The sequence below is a fragment of the Proteus sp. G2674 genome (assembly GCF_009915195.1).
Lineage (GTDB): Bacteria > Pseudomonadota > Gammaproteobacteria > Enterobacterales > Enterobacteriaceae > Proteus > Proteus mirabilis.
In genome coordinates, this window is record NZ_JAABLS010000012.1 from 126511 (window position 1) to 145833 (window position 19323).

At 39.0% G+C, this 19323-nt stretch carries 13 protein-coding genes; 3 read left to right on the top strand and 10 right to left on the bottom strand.

Annotation, left to right across the window (positions count from 1 at the left end; translation table 11 throughout):
• Positions 1 to 266 precede the first annotated feature (266 nt).
• The 3 genes from GWI58_RS04220 to GWI58_RS04230 all read right to left on the bottom strand — a co-directional run bounded on the left by GWI58_RS04220 (position 267) and on the right by GWI58_RS04230 (position 5241).
• Positions 267 to 1544, bottom strand: a complete 1278-nt coding sequence (locus GWI58_RS04220; RefSeq protein ID WP_161768925.1) for a sigma-54-dependent transcriptional regulator — start codon at positions 1542 to 1544, stop codon at positions 267 to 269.
• The gene (locus GWI58_RS04225) at positions 1522 to 3885 is read right to left on the bottom strand and encodes an ATP-binding protein (RefSeq protein WP_237611665.1); all 2364 of its coding nucleotides are present in this window, start codon (positions 3883 to 3885) and stop codon (positions 1522 to 1524) included. Before GWI58_RS04225 ends, GWI58_RS04220 begins: the two co-directional genes overlap by 23 nt.
• Positions 3886 to 3954: 69 nt before the next feature.
• Complete coding sequence (locus tag GWI58_RS04230) at positions 3955 to 5241, bottom strand: ABC transporter substrate-binding protein (RefSeq protein WP_161768927.1); 1287 nt, start codon at positions 5239 to 5241, stop codon at positions 3955 to 3957.
• Positions 5242 to 5554: 313 nt separating this feature from the next.
• Here GWI58_RS04230 and GWI58_RS04235 point away from each other — a divergent pair, with 313 nt between their 5' ends.
• The 3 genes from GWI58_RS04235 (at position 5555) to GWI58_RS04245 (ending at position 8893) form a co-directional block, all read left to right on the top strand.
• Entirely contained in the window at positions 5555 to 6892 is a 1338-nt protein-coding gene (locus GWI58_RS04235; protein WP_004245631.1) for an MFS transporter, read from the top strand.
• 62 nt (positions 6893 to 6954) lie between these two features.
• A complete protein-coding gene (pyk, locus tag GWI58_RS04240; RefSeq protein WP_004250190.1) occupies positions 6955 to 8406 on the top strand; it encodes a pyruvate kinase in 1452 nt (483 codons plus the stop codon).
• Positions 8407 to 8626: 220 nt separating this feature from the next.
• A complete protein-coding gene (locus GWI58_RS04245; RefSeq protein ID WP_004249427.1) occupies positions 8627 to 8893 on the top strand; it encodes a DksA/TraR family C4-type zinc finger protein in 267 nt (88 codons plus the stop codon).
• Positions 8894 to 8979: 86 nt separating this feature from the next.
• On the opposite strand, the gene GWI58_RS04250 is transcribed toward GWI58_RS04245, so the two are convergent.
• The 7 genes from GWI58_RS04250 to GWI58_RS04280 all read right to left on the bottom strand — a co-directional run bounded on the left by GWI58_RS04250 (position 8980) and on the right by GWI58_RS04280 (position 19159).
• Complete coding sequence (locus tag GWI58_RS04250) at positions 8980 to 10716, bottom strand: pyridoxal phosphate-dependent decarboxylase family protein (protein WP_036895602.1); 1737 nt, start codon at positions 10714 to 10716, stop codon at positions 8980 to 8982.
• 800 nt (positions 10717 to 11516) lie between these two features.
• On the bottom strand, positions 11517 to 12830 hold the full coding sequence (locus GWI58_RS04255) for a CitMHS family transporter (protein ID WP_020946230.1): 1314 nt from the start codon (positions 12828 to 12830) through the stop codon (positions 11517 to 11519).
• A 244-nt stretch (positions 12831 to 13074) separates the two neighbouring features.
• A complete protein-coding gene (gene deoD, locus GWI58_RS04260; protein ID WP_004249423.1) occupies positions 13075 to 13791 on the bottom strand; it encodes a purine-nucleoside phosphorylase in 717 nt (238 codons plus the stop codon).
• Positions 13792 to 13869: 78 nt separating this feature from the next.
• Complete coding sequence (deoB, locus tag GWI58_RS04265; RefSeq protein ID WP_004245637.1) at positions 13870 to 15096, bottom strand: phosphopentomutase; 1227 nt, start codon at positions 15094 to 15096, stop codon at positions 13870 to 13872.
• Positions 15097 to 15162: 66 nt separating this feature from the next.
• Positions 15163 to 16485, bottom strand: a complete 1323-nt coding sequence (deoA, locus tag GWI58_RS04270; RefSeq protein WP_161768928.1) for a thymidine phosphorylase — start codon at positions 16483 to 16485, stop codon at positions 15163 to 15165.
• 69 nt (positions 16486 to 16554) lie between these two features.
• Positions 16555 to 17334, bottom strand: coding sequence for a deoxyribose-phosphate aldolase (gene deoC, locus GWI58_RS04275; protein ID WP_004249420.1), 780 nt, complete (start codon positions 17332 to 17334; stop codon positions 16555 to 16557).
• A 523-nt stretch (positions 17335 to 17857) separates the two neighbouring features.
• Positions 17858 to 19159, bottom strand: a complete 1302-nt coding sequence (locus tag GWI58_RS04280; RefSeq protein WP_004250187.1) for a NupC/NupG family nucleoside CNT transporter — start codon at positions 19157 to 19159, stop codon at positions 17858 to 17860.
• Positions 19160 to 19323: the final 164 nt, after the last annotated feature.

Here is a 19323-nt window from a genome sequence, read left to right on the forward strand (position 1 = left end):
TATGTAACGTTTTTTATTTTATTTTCTTTAGATAATCTAATTCTGAAATATAAATATATATTCCTATCTATTTAAGATAATCTCTCGTTGATAAAGTGATTAAGTGTATTGTATAAATATATTAATTTATCTATATAAGATAATCCATTGATGACTCAATTAAGTTTATTATATAAAAGCAACATTTAATTTATAATAATAAAGAAACGTTATTAACGTTTCTTTATTGTTTACCTTGTAAATAATAATTGTATTAAATAATCATATCAAACCTTAGGTTTATAACTCTCTTTATCCAGTTCATGCTTTTTCATGCGTAAATAGAGTTTTTTACGTGGGATACCTAAATAATCAGCCACATCGCTCACACGGCCAGCAAATAAATAGAGTGCATCTTCAATTAAGCGACGCTCATAATCATCAACTAAGTTATCTAAAGGCCCTTCAGGGGGGATAATGGCTCGATGTTGCTCACTATCAACCATTTTCACAATACCAACAGCATAGAGTTCAGCGACATTCCGTAGCTCACGAATGTTTCCAGGCCAATCATAACGTTTTAATATATCGAGATAATTACGATCAATTTTTGGTACGGCGATCCCAAGCCGCTGAGCACTTTGCCGTAAAAAAGCTCTAAATAGAGGAATAATATCCGGGCGTCTTGCGCTTAATAGTGGCAAAGAAAAAGTTATTTGCGAAAAGTAGTAATAGAACTCAGGTATCAATCGCCCTTCAGTGACCAATTGCTGGGTATTATTTTCTAAAATCGCGATCGTTCTAAATTGACGCTTACCCTGCCTTTCCATATCTAATAGGTAAGCACTTAACCAACGTTGTGCACCAGAAGGTAAATCATAAGGGGAGCGTAAAATCAGTGTACCGACTTCCTCTTGCTCTATTTGAGCAATCAGTGGCTTAATATCTACTAAATTTTGACAATCTACCGTAGTCACCGCTTTATCGCTGTGAGGACTTAATTCATGTAATAACTGAGCGAGTAGATGTCGCCCTGTCCCCATCTCACCTTCAATCATTAAGTCTTTATCAATATCAGCAATTTGCTGTACTTGCTGTCTAATGGCGGTAATTTGTGCACTATCGCCAACTAAACGCTCTTGAGTGGTGGTGATCATCGTTTTTCTAAGTGAAAGAAGTGATTTTCGCTCTTTATGCGCTTTAGCAACTAACTCTAAAAATAGCGGTGGATTAATGGGCTTTTCAATAAAATCATAAGCGCCTTTTTTAACGGCCTCTACAGCAAGGGGTATATCACCGTGGCCGGTGATCATAATCACCGGAATACGAGGATCAATTTGTTGAATACGCGCTAAGACTTCCATGCCATTCATCGCAGGCATGTAAATATCTAACACTACCGCACCTTCATATTCTGGTGTCAGCAGACTCAATGCTTTTTCTGGCGAATCAGTCACTCTGGCAACCATTCCGGCAAGATTAAGCAAATGACGATAAGATTCGAGAATATCCTCATCATCATCAATTAATAGTACATCAATATCAGACAGCAGTGACTGTGTCATGAGTAAACTCCAAAACAACCATCGCACCGCCATTTAATGCCGATGCTAAGTAAATTTCATAACCAAACCGTTGCATAATAGAACGGCAAATCGATAGCCCTAACCCTAGCCCAACATCTTTGGTGGTGGTAAAAGGGGTGAATAATTTTGGTAAAACATCAGCATTAAATCCTTTGCCACTATCGGTAATGGCCACTCGTTGATATTTAGCTTCATCCGATAATAGGTCGACGCTGATCTGACTTTCGCCCATTCCTGCGACCGCATCCATTGCATTAACAAACAGGTTAACTAAGACCTGCTCTATTTGTGTTGGATCGGCACAAATATTCAGTTCACTGGGGATATTATTGATAATGGTGCACTGCTCTCGTTTAGAGCGCGATTCCACTAATACCATGGCACTTTCCACCAGCCCTTGTAACGGCGCTGAAACATAACTGACTTCAGATGAGGATTTTTTAGAAAAATTACGTAATGCCGTAATGATCCTATTCATACGAGCACATAATTTTTCAATACGCTCAATGGGATCAGGGAGTTGGTCATATTTCTTCATCTGTAGTGTTAATTTAACGCTATATAAGTAGGTATTAATAGCTGAAAGCGGTTGATTTAATTCATGAGCAAGACTGGTCATTGCCTGTCCTACTACTGCCATTTTGGCCGCTTGCACTAACTCTTCTTGTGTCTGAATTAAGTGTTTTTGTGCTTGTTCACGACGCACAATCTCTTCATTTAATTGTTGGTTCTTTTCTTGTAAATCTTGGGTTTTTAATGCCACAAGATGTTTTAATTCTAATCGACTTAATTCTTGGCGAGTAATATCCGTGATAGTCACAATATATTTATGCTCGTCTTTATGAGGATATTCGCGAATATTAAATTGCAGAAAATGAGGCTTTCCTTGTTTTACCATGCTCACAATAGACTCACTTTGCCCAAACAAATAAAGCGGACTTGTGGGACTAAACTGCGCTCTTAATATCGTATTGGCTTCACCACTAAATAATAACCATAATGGTTTATTGCTCTGTTCATGACCAATACCTAATAAAGTAGCAGCACTGGGATTGACGGTTTCCATACGTCCATCATGATGACAAGTAATTAAACTGGCATCGGTATTATTAATCAGATTCAGGGCATTCGTGGCTTCAACTTCTTTCATTTGACGCCAAAAGCGTCGCAAACGGCGACTTAATAATCCAATTTCATCTTGCCCTTCAATTAATACAGGCTCTGTTAAATGACCTTTAGCAACATGGGCGAGATCATCACTCAACTTATTTAATCTAGCAATCAGTCGCCTATCTATTAAGATTTTCATGACAATAATGCTGAGCAATAGTGAAGCAACGACAATTAAGATAATGACAATTTTTCCCGTTGCCATCAGTTGTCGCGTATTATCATTGAGCTTATTCAATGCTTCACTGGTGGCAAGCACATTACTTCTTACTGCATTATCAAACTGAGATAATTTTTCATTTAATTTAGGGGTAAGTGCTTTAAGTTTTTTTTCGGTTTCGACATCATCAATCAATGTTTGATAGATATCACCGTCAAAACGAGTGATCGCAATAATTTCTTGCAATACTTGGCGATGAGCAATGGTAGAAGGATAGCTTTTTAGTTTTTGATTTAAAGCGATAATTTCATCAATTTTGACACTTATATAGTGAAAGGCGACATCAATATCACGGCTATAGCGTTGATGTGCAATTTCTTCCACTAAGCTAATTAATTCATTTTCTGTAGTGAATAACTCTTGAAGTAACGTTGATTCTAAAAGCAGTTGTAAGCTATTTTCCTGTACATTTTTTTCATTAAGCATTTGGCTGACATGCCACTCAATTTCATTAAGTAGAGGCTTAATATCTTCACCTACCGCATCATGCATCCAAGCCAATTGACCTAAAAGCTGTGCTAACCTATTTTCGAGTTCACGACGTTTATCTAATAAAATATCTTGCTGCTCGATTAAGTTTGATAAGTCATCCACTAATTGATTATAAAAAGTGCGTTGTGATTGTTGCTCAATCGGAAACTCGCGCAGATTATCTAATAGTTGATAAATCTGCTGTTTTTGTTGTTCTGAAACTGATTTACGTTGTGTTTGTTCACGCTCTTTTAATAGCATCTGTAAATTAGTGCTGTAACGCTCCATATTATAGCTGGTGGTTAACATAGGTAAGGAGTCACCAACAGACGCATTGATTTGAGTGGCTAATTTTCCCCACATAAAAAATATCACCCCACCAATCAATAAAGTGAGTAACGAACTAAAGATAAACGCCAAATAAAGGCGTCTACCGAGTTTGCCCGATTGCTTAGGCATTAATATCTGCATCCATCATACCTTTCAAAAAAACAGTATTTTCAACTGTATATCTGAACCACAAGGCGGTTAGGGAGATTTAGTTTCTTTCAATAAAACTAATGCTTGTTCAAGTTTTTCCGCTTCTAATGTACGCCATTGGTACAATACGGCTAACGCTTGATCTGAATATTCCCGCTGATCGGCTTCTTTCATAAATAAGGCTTGTAATGTCGGTGAATTGGCTTCTTTTTCGCTAATTAGCACTGAACTGGCTATTTTTCGGGCTTGACTGGTTGCCGCGATCCGTTCTGGTGATCGATTTTGTTGTTTTTCTGCCTCGTGGATCTCATTCCAAACTTGGCGCATTAATGGAAAATTATGGGTGATCATTTGATCAAAAAGAACATTGACCACTTCGCTACGGCGATAGGCTTCATTACTGTTTAAAATAAACTCAGTATTATTAGCAAGTTCATCATTATTACGTAAAATTTCTTTGCTGAGGGGGATCTTCGCCATGTCACTTTTATAGATAATCTCTTGTCCTTCATCCGATAAAAGAAAGGCGATAAATTTGGCCGCAGTATCTCTTTTACTGCTTTCAGCCACAATAGCGACATAAGCAGGTAAAATAATTGATTTATCAAAATAACTAAAATCAACAAAATCAAAGCGTTTTTGGTGGTTAAAAGCGTAATTATCAATAATAGGCCCCGCCCCCACAATACCTCTGGCAATAGCGTCACTCACTCGTGAACTACGTGCCGATATCGAAGAAAGGTTACCACTGGTTTCTAGTAAAATTTGCCATCCGCGCTCCCAACCATATTCTTGCAGCACATTTTCAACCATCAGTTGCATCGTGCCAGAGTTGGCTGGTGTCGTCATAGTTAAGTGCCCTTGGTAAATCGGATCACTTAAATCAATCCAACTTTTAGGTGCCGGAATACCTAACTTTTGCAAGTATTGTCTGTTACTCATGATCCCAATACCTGAATAACCCACCGTGGTTATTTTGTCATTTAAGATATCACTATGACGAGTTAGCCATTTTGGTGTTTCATAGTTAATCGGTAAGCGCGCGAGTAGTCCTTCTCTATCTAAATGATGAAAAAAATTAGCCGAAGAGGACATCACTATATCAACAGGTTGCGTAGGATACTGCTTCATCATCCGTGTAGCGATCGCAACACGCCGATAAACCACTTGTACCTTAGTTTCAGGATAACGAGCACTAAAAGCTTCGGTAAGTGGTCGCATGGGTGTATCTGAAAGTGTCGTCAGTATAACCAATGGCTGCTCATCACTTTTTGCTGGAGTGATAAACAGCCAACTAAATAATAGTATGAGGCTAAAGATTATTTTTATTCTCATGACATACCCCCTGATTTTGTGTTGAATAAACCTAAAAATGTGTTGAGCATCAAATTTCTGATATTTAGCAATATTTATTATTTTCAGTGAATGAGTCCTTAATGACCCATTTTCGATGATGATACGACGATATATTCACTCATTTTTAGTCCAACACCTAATAGCAATGTTACAAATTTGACTCACCGATTCAGCAGAATGTGTCAGCTCTGACTCAAATTAGCGCTTTTGCCCTCTGATGGCCTAAATGAATAGCATCTGCCCTGAAAAACAAAATCAGCTTCAGGCATGAATAATATTCGGAGTCATCTCTATGTTAAGTTTCTTTAAAACCAGAAAGGATCTGCCGCTAATCGAAGCGTCCAATGAAAAGATCCGCTCAATATATAAAAAATATCAGTGGCAGGTTTTTCTTGGGCTAGTACTAGGTTATGCCATGTTCTATGTGGTACGTATGGCACTTGGTGTCGTTAAAAAGCCGATGCTAGATGCCGGTATTGTGACCACTGCAGAACTGGGTTTAATGGGGTCGGCGTTCTTCTTTACCTATGCCTTTGGTAAGTTTTCCAATGGCTTCTTGTCGGATTATGCCAATATTGGCCGCTTTATGTCCATCTCGCTGATTGCGTCCTCTTTTGTTTGTATCTTTATGGGAATGTCGACTGCGAGCCTATTCTTCATCTTATTGTGGGGAATTAATGGTTGGTTCCAATCGGTAGGATCTGCCCCTTCTTGTGTGTCTATTTTCCAATGGTTTTCTCCGAAACAGCGCGGTACAGTCTATTCTATCTGGGGTGGCTCACGTAATATCGGTGAAGCAATCACTTGGATATTAACTGCGACCATAGTGAGTTTCTTTGGCTGGCGTGCCGGTTTTATCGGTGCAGGTATCGCGGGTATTGCAGCAGGTATCATCTTACTGATGATCTTAAAAGATCGTCCTCGTACTTATGGTCTACCTGATCCTGCTAGTGCGTATGGTGAAGAGTCAGAAGCCGTTAAATCAAGTGATCCAAAAGAAACTCGCCGTGCTCAATTATTTGTCCTAAAACAACCTACCGTATGGATCATCGCTGCAGCTTGCGCTGCTATGTATATCTCACGCTACGCAATCAGTTCATGGGCGGTACTTTATCTGCAAGGCTCAAAAGGCTATTCACTGATTGATGCTGGCTTTGCTATGTCAACTTACCCTATTGCGGGCTTCTTTGGCGCCATCTTAGCCGGTATGGCCTCTGACAAACTATTTAATGCCAATCGTCATATCCCAACACTTATTTATGGTATCGCCAATATTGCCGGTTTCGCCCTCATGTTCTGGGGACCACAAAGCCGTGTTATGGATGCCATTGCATTAAGTATGATTGGCTTTGCTATGGGCGGACTGGTGGTGTTCTTAGCGGGCTTAACGGCTTGCGATCTGATGCCAAAAAACGCAGTAGGTGCAGTAAAAGGCTTTATCGGACTTTTTGCTTATATTGCCGCATCTGCTCAAGAGCTTGTTTCTGCCTCGCTGATTAAAGTCACGCAAGTCGGTGATATCACTCACTATGATTTCACAACGGTACAGTATTTCTGGATTGGTTCTGCCATCGTGTCCATGATCTTAGCTACGCTGGTCTGGAATGCGAAAAAAGTCACCATGGATTAATAAATTAAGTTGTTATCAAGGGATACTTTTCAGTATCCCTCTTTAAAAAAGAGAATGTCACTATGCGTAAGACAAAAATTGTTGCGACTCTTGGCCCTGCTAGTTGCTCAGAACAGATGATTGAAAAACTGATTTTAGCTGGCGCTAATGTATTTCGTTTAAATTTTTCACATGGTACTCGCGAACAGCATCAGTCCACAGCCGCAACTATCCGTCAGGTCGCAAAAAAACATCGTGTATTTATCGGCATTTTAGCTGATCTGCAAGGCCCTAAGATCCGTATAGCGAGTTTTAAAAATAATGCTATTCAATTAACACAAGGAGATAGTTTTATCCTCAATGCAGATTTAGACAGCACACAAGGCGATGAACAACAAGTGGGGTTAGATTACCCACAACTTGTACAAGAAGTCACACCAGGGAATATTCTGTTACTTGACGACGGTAATATCCAATTAAAAGTCCGTGCAGTAAATAATAATAATATTGAGACAGTGGTCACTGTCGGTGGAAAATTATCTAACCGTAAGGGAATTAATTTACTCGGCGGCGGTTTATCCGCACCAGCCTTAACGGACAAAGATAAGCAAGACATACACACAGCAGCCGCTATTCAAGCAGATTATATAGCCGTTTCTTTCCCTCGTAACGGTGCTGATATTGAGTATGCCCGTCGTTTAATTGTTGCTGCTGGCAGTCAGGCAAAAATTGTTGCCAAAGTAGAGCGTGCAGAAGTCGTTTCATGTCAAGCCAATATGGATGACATTATTAAAGCATCGGATGTCATTATGGTAGCGCGAGGGGACTTGGCGGTTGAAATTGGCGATGCCTGTCTTCCTGGTGCACAAAAACAGTTAATTGCTCGTTGTCGTGCTCTAGGCTGCCCGGTTATTACAGCCACCCAAATGATGGAGTCCATGATTGAAAATCCCATGCCTACCCGTGCGGAGGTGATGGATATCGCTAATGCAGTAGGTGATGGCACAGATGCGGTGATGCTTTCTGCAGAAACAGCTGCAGGTAAATATCCTGAAGAAGCCGTTCGTGCAATGGCTCGTGTTGCAGAAGGTGCAGAGCGCTCTTTTGCCGCCAATGCCGAAAACCCATGGCAATCCCCTTCTTACTATTCACAAACAGGCCGTTGGATTGCTTTAGCGGCGACCACAGCAGCTTTTCATAATGATAAACATCTGAGCGTTGCTGCTTTAACTGACAATGGTCAATCAGTCACGCTTCTATCGCGCTTTATGCCAAATAACAATATCTATGCATTAACAGATAACCCCGCACTTGCTGGTCAGTTGACTGTATTACGTGGTGTAACGCCTGTCACTTATCAACGTCAAAATAATAATGATGGTGATGAAAACATCATGCAAAAACTGCAAACAGAAGGATTATTAACAGATATTCATTCACTCTTAATCACCCGTTTATCGACCTTTGAAAAAACCGGTGAAAGTGACTGTTGTCATCTGGTTCCGGTAAAACAAGTTACAACAGCTTTAACTTAATTGTCTGTTATCAAATAGCTTATGAGAGAGGCAACCTGAAGAGGCCAATAACAAGAAAAACAGTATAGCCAATTATTTTAGCCACATGGAACGTGGCTATTTTTCTTTTTAATGTACCTAACCATCATTATCTATCAAAAAATAGTGCTCCTAGCTGTTGCTTTTTTCGACAGCATCCCAATATTAATTCCTATATTCACTGTATTAATAGGAGAATATGATGGCAAGTGGATGGGCAAATGATAGTGCTGTTCAAGAACAAATTGATGCCACTATTGATGATGCCATTGCAAGAGCGCGTAACCAAATGACTCAGGGAGAAAGTGCTGAGTTTTGTGATGAGTGTGGTGAAGCAATTCCATTAGCTCGGCAAAAAGCGATTCGAGGGGTTCGCTATTGTATTAACTGCCAAGAGGCGATAGATAAAAAATATAATACCTTTAGTGGCTATAATCGCCGTGGTAGTAAAGATAGCCAACTCAGATAATGAGCACACTTCTTATACAAAAAACTGTACCTTATGTAAGCTTACTCAATCAAGGTACAGTTTATTTTATTCAATCAACTCACGAGTTAAATCTTGCTAACTTTCTTAGCACTTAAACTATGGCTCATTTCAGTAATTATTTTTAAGAAATTATCAATATGGGAACGTTCCGTATTCGGGTTCATAAAGACAGCTTTTTCCCCCGGAATATAAACATAGCGATTATTTTTTGCATACTTAGAGCAAGCAATAGAGTCAACCCAGTTGGTAAATAATCCTTTTTTACCCCGTTGTAAGAATAATTTTCTATGCCATTGTGCATTATGTACCATAAAGTCATAGGCTTCTTTATCTGTCGCACAGGTTGATTCTAGATCAAAGGCAACATTAGGATCAGAGACTAAGTTTGGATCATATAATTTAAACCCAACACTTGGGCCTTGGTTTTGAGGCACTATGACTTTGGCATTCCCCATAGCAAGTAATTGATGGCGCATATAGTTCGCGTTTTGTAGGCAATGGGCAATGATAGTTTGATAGCCTTCAATCCCCATATAATGCATCGCAGAATAAGCACCAAAAATACCAACCCCACTACGTGTACATTCAATAGTTGATTGTAAATGGGTTTGACCTTCTAATTCATGTTCAAAGTAAGTGAAGTTTTCCGGATCATTTTCAAGGGCAACAAAGTCATTGCCATTTTTCACTAACACTAAACTTGAGGTATAAGGTACATATCCCCACTTATGGAAATCGATAGTAATTGAATCAGCATATTTTAGATGTTTAAATTTCGCCACATTTTGGCGTAAACCTTCTAAAGTAATATCGTTGATAGCCAGAGGGTTGCTATTAAAATCATAATCTAAGAAGAAAATAATTGGCCAACCTACTGCTGCATCGACGTGAATATGTGGTTTAACCGCGATTTCAAATTCTTCACACAGACGATCTCTTAATTCGCAAACGCCTTTAACATCATCAACGCCAAAGGTGTCCGTCGTCCCTGTCGTCAGCATAATAGTTGGTACTTTACACTTAACAGTAAAACAAGCTCTTAATTCACGCTCTAAGTGTTCTAAATTAATCGTGTTATCTTCAGACACCTTAATGCGGATAGTCTTGTTATTAACATCAACCCCTAATAGCGCCAAGTTGGTCATATTAGAATAATGGCCCCCTTGAGAGTTAATAATACGATAATCCTGATCGGCTGCCATGCCTAAATGTTTAGAATTAGGCATTGATTTACGTAAACCAAACAGATAACCATATAAGTTACACATGGTGCCACCTTGGGTGAAAACCCCAGAGGCGACTTCGGGATCGTACCCTACTAATTTAGCTACTTTTTTAATGGTGACTTTTTCTAAAACGTCAGCAACACCTGAGTATTCACAATAAACCATATTAGGATTGCCCATTAATCCTAATATTGAGCCATAAACACCCGGATCGCTTGGCATCGCAATGACATTCTCAACCGCTAATGGATTTTCCCAGTTTTTGCATAACGTCGACACTAACATGAGTAACTCGTTAGGGTCATTCTCTGGATAATTAATATGTTGCTGGATCTGCCCATCAGCCATTAAACGGTCAAATAACGCCTGTCCATTCTCATAACGCTGTAATTGATCCTTATCATTCGTCATGGTCTTTCTAAACTGTGTAATAGACTGAATGGTTTTATCCTGAAATATCGGCCAATACTGCGGATCACGGCTGAAAAAGTGAGTAATAACATCACGGTACTTCTTCTCAAATTCAGCATTTAGAATGTTAGCAGAAGATAAACCCAACAAATCTTGACTTTTCACTATATTCTCCAAATAAAAACCGACAATAGCTTAAATAAACTGAATAGCAATACTATACATTTTCTTATTAAAATAGTTAGTGATCTATATATAACAGTTGTTATTTAAATAGTTAACTAATAATTTATTTTATTTAAAAAATATCAATAAGATAGGGATAAATGGCAAGCTATATTGACAGTCATTGCACTCCTACCCTTGCTTTTATGTGACTGACATCACAATAAAAATAGTCTCACTATTAGCATTATCGCCGGAATTAACTGTAATAATTTGATATATAATGAAAAAATATTAAAACCAAATAACTTATTGAAATTATTAGAATAGATATTTAATTAAATTAATTAATCTATTTTTAATGAAATTAATGCAATTAAAATTGCATTTAATGTAACTACAATACTCAAAATAAGAATAAAAAACCATATTATTCTTTATTGATAGATAATTTATTTTTTACTTAACTTTTACGTGACATTAAATATTAAAATAATAGTTAATGATGCTAAAGCAGCTTAATAAAAACAATCAAGTTAATAACATTAGTTATTTATACTAAAAATAATTAAAAAATTAGCATAAGTTAAAAACTTAATATATTAAACTGTTAGGGCAAATAGTATTGGTAAGCAATGATAACGAACTTTACTAATAAACTGATAATAGTGATGAAACAGCTGAAATAGCTGATAGAAGATTGAGTAGGAAAATCAAATTGAGATGGGGATTAATACATAAAGCGGGAACAGTATTTCTTCCCGCTTTATTAATTAGAATTCGACCTTAATGTACAAAAATTAAAACAGTCCCAATAATGTGCCAACACCTAGGGTAAAGAAGCTAAATAGCCAAATCCAACCAAATGAGTAACGTAAATGTTTACCCATATCAGTGCCTGCAAGCCCCATAGCAAGCCAAGCAGCTGGTGAGAATGGACTTACAAAGGTTCCGGCATTATTACCTATGGCCATAGCATACACAACATCAGCAACATGGACACCACCACTAGCAGTGACCTCCTGCACAATAGGCAATAGCGCAAAATAATAAGCATCAGTGCTGGTAAAGATATCCATGGGAACGCCTAATATACCCACAACAATATGCAAATTATCGACCCAATGAGAAGGTAATACTGCTGCTAAATCGAGGGCAATAGCTTCCAGCATCTTCCCATTAGACATGATGCCTAAAAAAGCACCTGCCGCTAAAATAATTGCTACCATAGAGAGTGCTTGAGGAGCATGATGATTAATTATCGCTATTTGATCTTTCGGCTTAGGATAGTTGATCACTAGGGCGGCTGATAATGCAACCATAAAAATATAAGGCGCCGAAAATAATCCTAAGGCTAAACACGTGATTGAGCCGATAATTAACAGAAGGTTGATCAAAAATTTTTGTGGTTTTTCTGTTCCTGTTTCTGGCTGATCTTCATCAAATTGTCTTAATAAAGAATCTTGCTCATAAGGCGTAGTCCCTTTTAGTTTTGCTTTAGCAATACGTTTGGTTTCTCGCACTCCCATAACCGCAGCAAAGAGCATCGAGCCAAAAATACCAATTATCTGTACTGGGATGATCTTTTGCCACAATTCCGCAGCCGAAATACCGGTTACAGCCGAGGCTCTACCTAAAGGCCCTCCCCAAGGTACCATATTCATCACCCCCATACTGGTGCACATAATTAGCAACATAAGATAAGGGCTCATACCTAAACGGCGATATAGCGGTAAAAAAGCAGGAATAATAATTAAGAATGTCGCCGCACCCGAACCATCTAAATGTACAACAGCCGCGACTAACGCTGTGACAATACACACTATAATGACATTGCCACGGGTGATACTGATCATCATACGGATCAGAGGATTAAAAATATGCAGATCTTTCATTATGCTAAAAAAAAGTATCGCAAATAAAAACATCGTTGCGACACTACTCACCTTTTTAATACCTAATTCAAAAAAAGTAGATATTTCAGTAAATGAATAACCTGCGACAAGCGCACCAATTAATGGTATGACCGACATTGCAATAATTGGGCTTGTTTTCCCCATCATTAGTAATGTCACAATAGAAATAATAATGAGTAATCCGATAATCGTTAGCACATGAGGATCCTTGTAGTCGTTATTATATTTGCACTTTATGTTACAAAAATGCTAACCACTCATGTAAAAACAGTTTCAATGATGTGAAGTTAATCACCGATTATTTTCTATATAAATATACTTAGTAAAAATCCTAATTATATTAAATAAAGTTAAAAATCAAATGAATAAAAAGAAAAATAGACATAAAAAAACCCAATGCAACATTGGGTTTCAATTCAATTTAAGCAACGAAATGTATCAATTAGTCTTCTAATAACAGAACAGATTCTAATGCAATTTCAATCATTTCATTAAAGGTAGTTTGGCGCTCTTCTGAGGTTGTTTGTGTACCTTTCTTAATATGATCAGAAACAGTACAAATTGTCAGGGCACGTGCACCATATTCCGCAGCTACACCATAAATACCTGCAGCTTCCATTTCAACACCTAAGATGCCGTATTTTTCCATCACATCAAACATTTCTGGATCAGGCGAGTAGAAAAGATCCGCTGAGAAAATATTACCCACACGAACTTTAATATCTTTTGCTTTCGCAGCAGATACAGCATTTTGTACTAATTCAAAATCAGCAATAGCCGCAAAATCTTGGTCTTTAAAGCGTAAGCGGTTAACTTTAGAATCTGTACATGCTCCCATACCGATCACAACATCACGTAATTCAACATCTGGTAATACCGCACCACATGAACCCACGCGAATAATCACTTTTACACCAAAATCAGTAATTAGCTCTTTAGCATAAATTGAGCAGGAAGGAATACCCATACCGTGGCCCATTACAGAAATTTTACGGCCTTTATACGTACCAGTAAAACCTAACATGCCACGAACATTATTTACTTGACGTACGTCTTGTAAAAAAGTTTCAGCAATGTATTTAGCACGAAGCGGGTCGCCCGGCATTAAAACGACATCAGCAAAATCGCCCATTTCTGCGTTAATATGAGGGGTAGCCATAATTCTTCCTTTTAATATTGATCTTTCACTATTCAAATATAATTCGGTAGACATATTGCTATGCCTACCGAAGTAAAATTAAAACATTGCTTTACCGTATTCTACTGGTGATAAACCGAAGTATTTCACAACAGTTTGTCCGATATCAGCAAAAGTTTCACGGTGACCTAATGAACCTGGTTTAACTTTTGGCCCATAAACCAGAACAGGAATGTGTTCACGGGTGTGATCTGAACCTTGCCAAGTTGGGTCACAACCATGGTCTGCGGTTAAGATCAAAATATCATCTTCTTTCACTAATTCCATCAGCTCAGGTAAGCGACGGTCGAATAATTCGAGTGCTTCACCATAACCGACAACATCACGACGGTGACCATAAGATGAGTCGAAATCAACAAAGTTAGTGAAAACGATAGTGTTATCACCCGCTAATTTCATCTCTTCAATCGTTGCATCGAACAGAGCATCAATACCTGTTGCTTTCACTTTCTTAGTAATACCTACATTTGCATAGATATCAGCAATTTTACCGATAGAGACAACGTGGCCTTGTTTTTCATCAACCAGTTTTTTCAACATAGTTGGTGCTGGTGGCTCAACAGCTAAATCATGACGATTACCTGTACGTGAGAAATTACCTGGTTTGTCGCCAATAAATGGACGAGCAATGACACGACCGATGTTGTAATCACCTTTGTTTAGTTCATCACGAGCAATTTCACATAGCTCATATAATTTATCTAAACCGAAGGTCTCTTCATGACAAGCAATTTGGAAAACGGAGTCAGCAGAAGTATAGAAAATAGGTTTCCCAGTTTTCATATGCTCTTCACCCAGTTCATCCAGAATAACTGTACCAGAAGCGTGACAGTTACCTAAATAACCCGGCAAATTGGCACGTTTAACAATGTTGTCTAGCAACTCTTGAGGGAAAGAGTTTTTCAAATCTTTAAAGTATCCCCAATCAAATAATACAGGGACACCCGCGATTTCCCAGTGGCCTGACGGTGTATCTTTACCAGAAGAGATCTCACTCGCGTAGCCATAAGCACCAATAATTTCCGCATCTTTGTCTAAACCAACAGGGAATTTACCTGTTGATTCTTCAGCCGCTTTACCTAAACCTAAACGGCAAAGATTAGGTAGGTGAAGAGGACCTTTACGACCATCTTTATCCGCTTTACCTTCTGCAAATGCTTGTGCGATATGTCCTAAAGTGTCTGCGCCTTGGTCACCGAATTTCTCCGCATCACCAGCAGCACCGATACCAAAGGAATCTAATACCATGATATGTACACGTTTCATAATTCTCTCTCCTGTGTCATTTTCCGTAGACCACGGATATGTCACTTATAAATCATCATTGAGTTCTTATTCGCTGACTTGGCGATACACCATTGGTGACGTTTCACGTTTTGTCTCACCAATTACCATCGCTTTACGGACTTCTGCCGCAGCTTCTTGCCATGATTTTTCACTATTGGCATGGATCATCGCGAGTGGTGTATCTGTATTGATTTCTGTTCCTAGTGCCGCGATTTCACTTAATCCAACACTGTAATCAATAGCATCAGTTGCTTTACGGCGACCACCGCCTAAAGTCACAACTGACATACCTAAAGCACGGGTATCCATTTCTGTGACAAAACCGGTTTTCTCAGCAAATACAGGCTTACTTAATACCGCCGTTGGCAGGTATTTATTGTAGTTTTCAACAAAATCTGTAGGACCATTTTGGGCTGCAACCATACGAGCAAAGACTTCCGCTGCTTTACCGTTATCCAGCACATCTTGCAGTTTTTGGCGAGCTTGTTGACGTGAGTCAGCTAAACGACCTGACACTAACATTTCTACACACAGTGCCATCGTAACTTCAAATAAGCGTGGATTACGGTATTCACCCGTTAAGAATTGTACTGCTTCACGGACTTCCACTGCATTACCTGCACTTGATGCTAATACTTCATTCATATCAGTCAGTAGTGCTGTAGTTTGGCATCCTGCACCATTTGCTACTTGTACAATTGATTCTGCTAGCTCTTCCGATTTCTGATATGTTGGCATAAAGGCACCTGAGCCAACTTTAACGTCCATCACTAATGCATCTAAACCTTCAGCTAATTTTTTACCTAAAATAGATGCAGTGATAAGCGGGATTGAATCAACAGTAGCAGTAATATCACGTGTAGCGTAAAAGCGTTTATCAGCAGGTGCTAATGAATTGGTTTGCCCAATAATTGCTACACCAACATGACGAATAATATCGCGGAATTTTTCATCATCAGGGAAAATATCAAAGCCGGGAATAGCCTCAAGCTTATCAAGAGTTCCACCAGTATGACCTAATCCACGACCAGAAATCATCGGAACATAACCACCACAAGCAGCGACCATTGGCCCTAACATCAGTGATGTAACATCGCCAACACCGCCTGTTGAGTGTTTATCAACAATAGGACCATTTAAGTTTAGACTTTTCCAGTTTAGTACAGTACCGGAATCACGCATGGCTAATGTCAAAGCCACACGTTCAGGCATGGTCATATCATGAAAATAAATTGTCATTGCAAGTGCTGCAATTTGACCTTCAGAAACAGTATTATCTCTGACGCCATTAATGAAAAAACGGATCTCTTCTTCAGTTAAAGGATGACCATCACGCTTTTTACGAATAATTTCTTGGGCAAGAAACACTGCAACCTCCTGGTATTATAGCATTGATAACGCCCACCCATTGTAGGGTAGGCATACTTCATAAATGAATTAATAACCACTAGACGATTTTTGTTCGCCATGACCGAGTGTGGCTAATAAATTACCTAACAGACTTGATGCACCAAAACGGAAGTGGCGAGCATCAACCCAGTTATCACCCATAATACGGTTTGCTAATGCAAGGTATTGCGCAGCTTCTTCAGCTGTACGTACCCCACCCGCTGGTTTAAAACCAACTTCTTTGCCAACTCCCATATCGTGGATCACTTGAAGCATTAATTCAGCGCTTTCCAGTGTTGCATTAACAGGCACTTTACCTGTGGATGTTTTGATAAAATCAGCACCTGCTTTAATTGAGATTTCAGATGCTTTACGAATGAGCGCAGCATCTTTCAACTCACCCGTTTCAATAATAACTTTCAGTAAAGCACCCGCTTTAGCGCAAGCGTCTTTACATGCTTTAACGATATCAAAACCGATCTGTTCATTACCTGCCATTAATGCGCGGTAAGGAAAAACAACATCAACCTCATCAGCACCATAAGCTAATGCTGCATTAGTTTCAGCTAATGCGATATCTAAATCATCATTACCATGAGGGAAGTTAGTTACGGTTGCAATACGAATTTCTGGTGTTCCCTGTTCACGTAATACTTTACGAGCCAGTGGAATAAAGCGTGGGTAGATACAGATTGCGGCTGTATTACCTTCTGGGCTTTTCGCCTGATGACATAGTTTTGTCACTTTTTCATCAGTGTCGTCATCATTTAAGGTGGTTAAATCCATCAAAGACAGCGCAAGGCGCGCTGCAGCGGTTAAATCTGTCATAAAACTCTCCAACGATGTTTCTCAAGCCCTCTATGGGCATACGCTTTAAGGTTAGCGATTAATTTTGTTGGCGAGCGGACTTGGTTCCTTGAAGATGTGGTTGTAACAAGTGCTACAACGACAGCTGAGCTCCCTCTCACCGCGCTATGCTCACTTCGGCGACCCGTCATTGAGCTTTCGCCATTCCATGAAGTTTCAGCACATCTTATTTGAACACGCTAGAGAACAATTAGATGTGCCTTCTGTCACAATAATAAAATGAAACTTGCAACTAAAGACATTAAATTGTGATTAGAATCACAAAAATTTTATTTTCTGGTTTAATGTTACTCGAATAAAGTCAGTAAGTCGTCTTTATAACGTAAAAACTTTTACTTTTAATGAAATGACTCATTAATTGGCTAACTTCTCTACAAGTTGCGAAGTAACTCACATATATATAAAGGTAGTTAACATTACAACAGAAAACAAACAAAAAGAGCAGATAAGCAATTACCTATCTGCTCTGTAAATACTTTCTTATTTAAGCAGCAACCACAGCCATTGCGGTTAATGCAAAAAAGAAGCCGGCGATGGTTGCACTCATTAAGTTAGAGAGTGTACCAGCCAAAACGGCTTTCATACCTAAGCGTGCGACATCTTTACGACGGTTTGGTGCCATTCCCCCTAAACCACCCAGTAATACCGCAACAGAGGAAAGGTTAGCAAATCCACACAGCGCAAAAGAGATAATCACTTTTGTTTGTTCAGACAAGGCCATTAAGCCTGCTGCTGCTAATTGTGATTCATCTTGCAGATATTTACTAAACTCCGAGTAAGCATAGAATTCGTTGATCACCAGTTTTTGACCAATAAAAGAGCCAGCAATGGTTGCCTCACTCCAAGGCACACCAATTAAGAAGGCGATTGGTGCAAATACCCAGCCTAAGATTAATTCTAGCGAGAAATCTTCATAACCGAACCAGCCACCAATTCCGCCAAGAATACCATTAATTAAGGCAATTAATGCGACAAAAGCGAGCAGCATTGCACCTACGTTTAACGCAAGCTGTAATCCTGAAGAAGCCCCTGATGCCGCAGCATCAATAATATTAGCGGGTTTTTCTTCATCACTTAAGTTATCAAAAGCATCTTTTTGATCATCCGGTGTTTCTGTTTCAGGAACCAAGAGTTTTGCGAAGAGTAAACCACCGGGTGCTGCCATAAATGAAGCGGTGATCAAATACTCCAATGGCACCCCCATACTTGCATAACCAGCCAGTACCGAACCTGCCACTGATGCTAATCCACCACACATCACCGCAAAAAGTTCTGAGGTTGTCATTCTAGCAATATAGGGGCGAACCACCAGTGGTGCTTCTGTTTGTCCAACGAAGATATTGGCTGTTGCAGACATTGATTCAGTACGAGAAGTGCCTAATACTTTTTGTAATCCGCCACCTAAAATCTTAATGACAAATTGCATGATACCTAAGTAATAAAGTACTGCTATCAATGAAGAGAAGAACACAATAACAGGTAAAACACGCAAAGCAAAAACGAAGCCACCGCTGCCAAATAGCTCAAACATTTTGTCAGAAACTAAGCCAGCAAAAAGGAAGCTCATGCCGTTTTCACCATAATCGATGACATTTTTAACGGCATCAGAAATAGCCAATAACACTTTACGGCCACTTTCTGAATAAAGTACAAATGCGCCTAAACCAATTTGAATAAGGAATGCGCCACCGACCGTGCGTAATTTAATTGCACGTCGGTTGCTGGAGAAAAGAATGGCTATCAATATCAATGTGGCCATTCCGACCAAGCTCATAATGAGGTGCATTGAAGGATCCCTGTTCATATAAAAATTTAATGGATTATCAATAAGCTTGTTACTAAGTTTATTGACTCTTTTTTTGCCAGATAATTATACCTAGTCCCAGAAAAGAACCCTCTATATCCATCACAATTAGCATCTTAAAAAAGTAACATAAAAGTCACAAATGA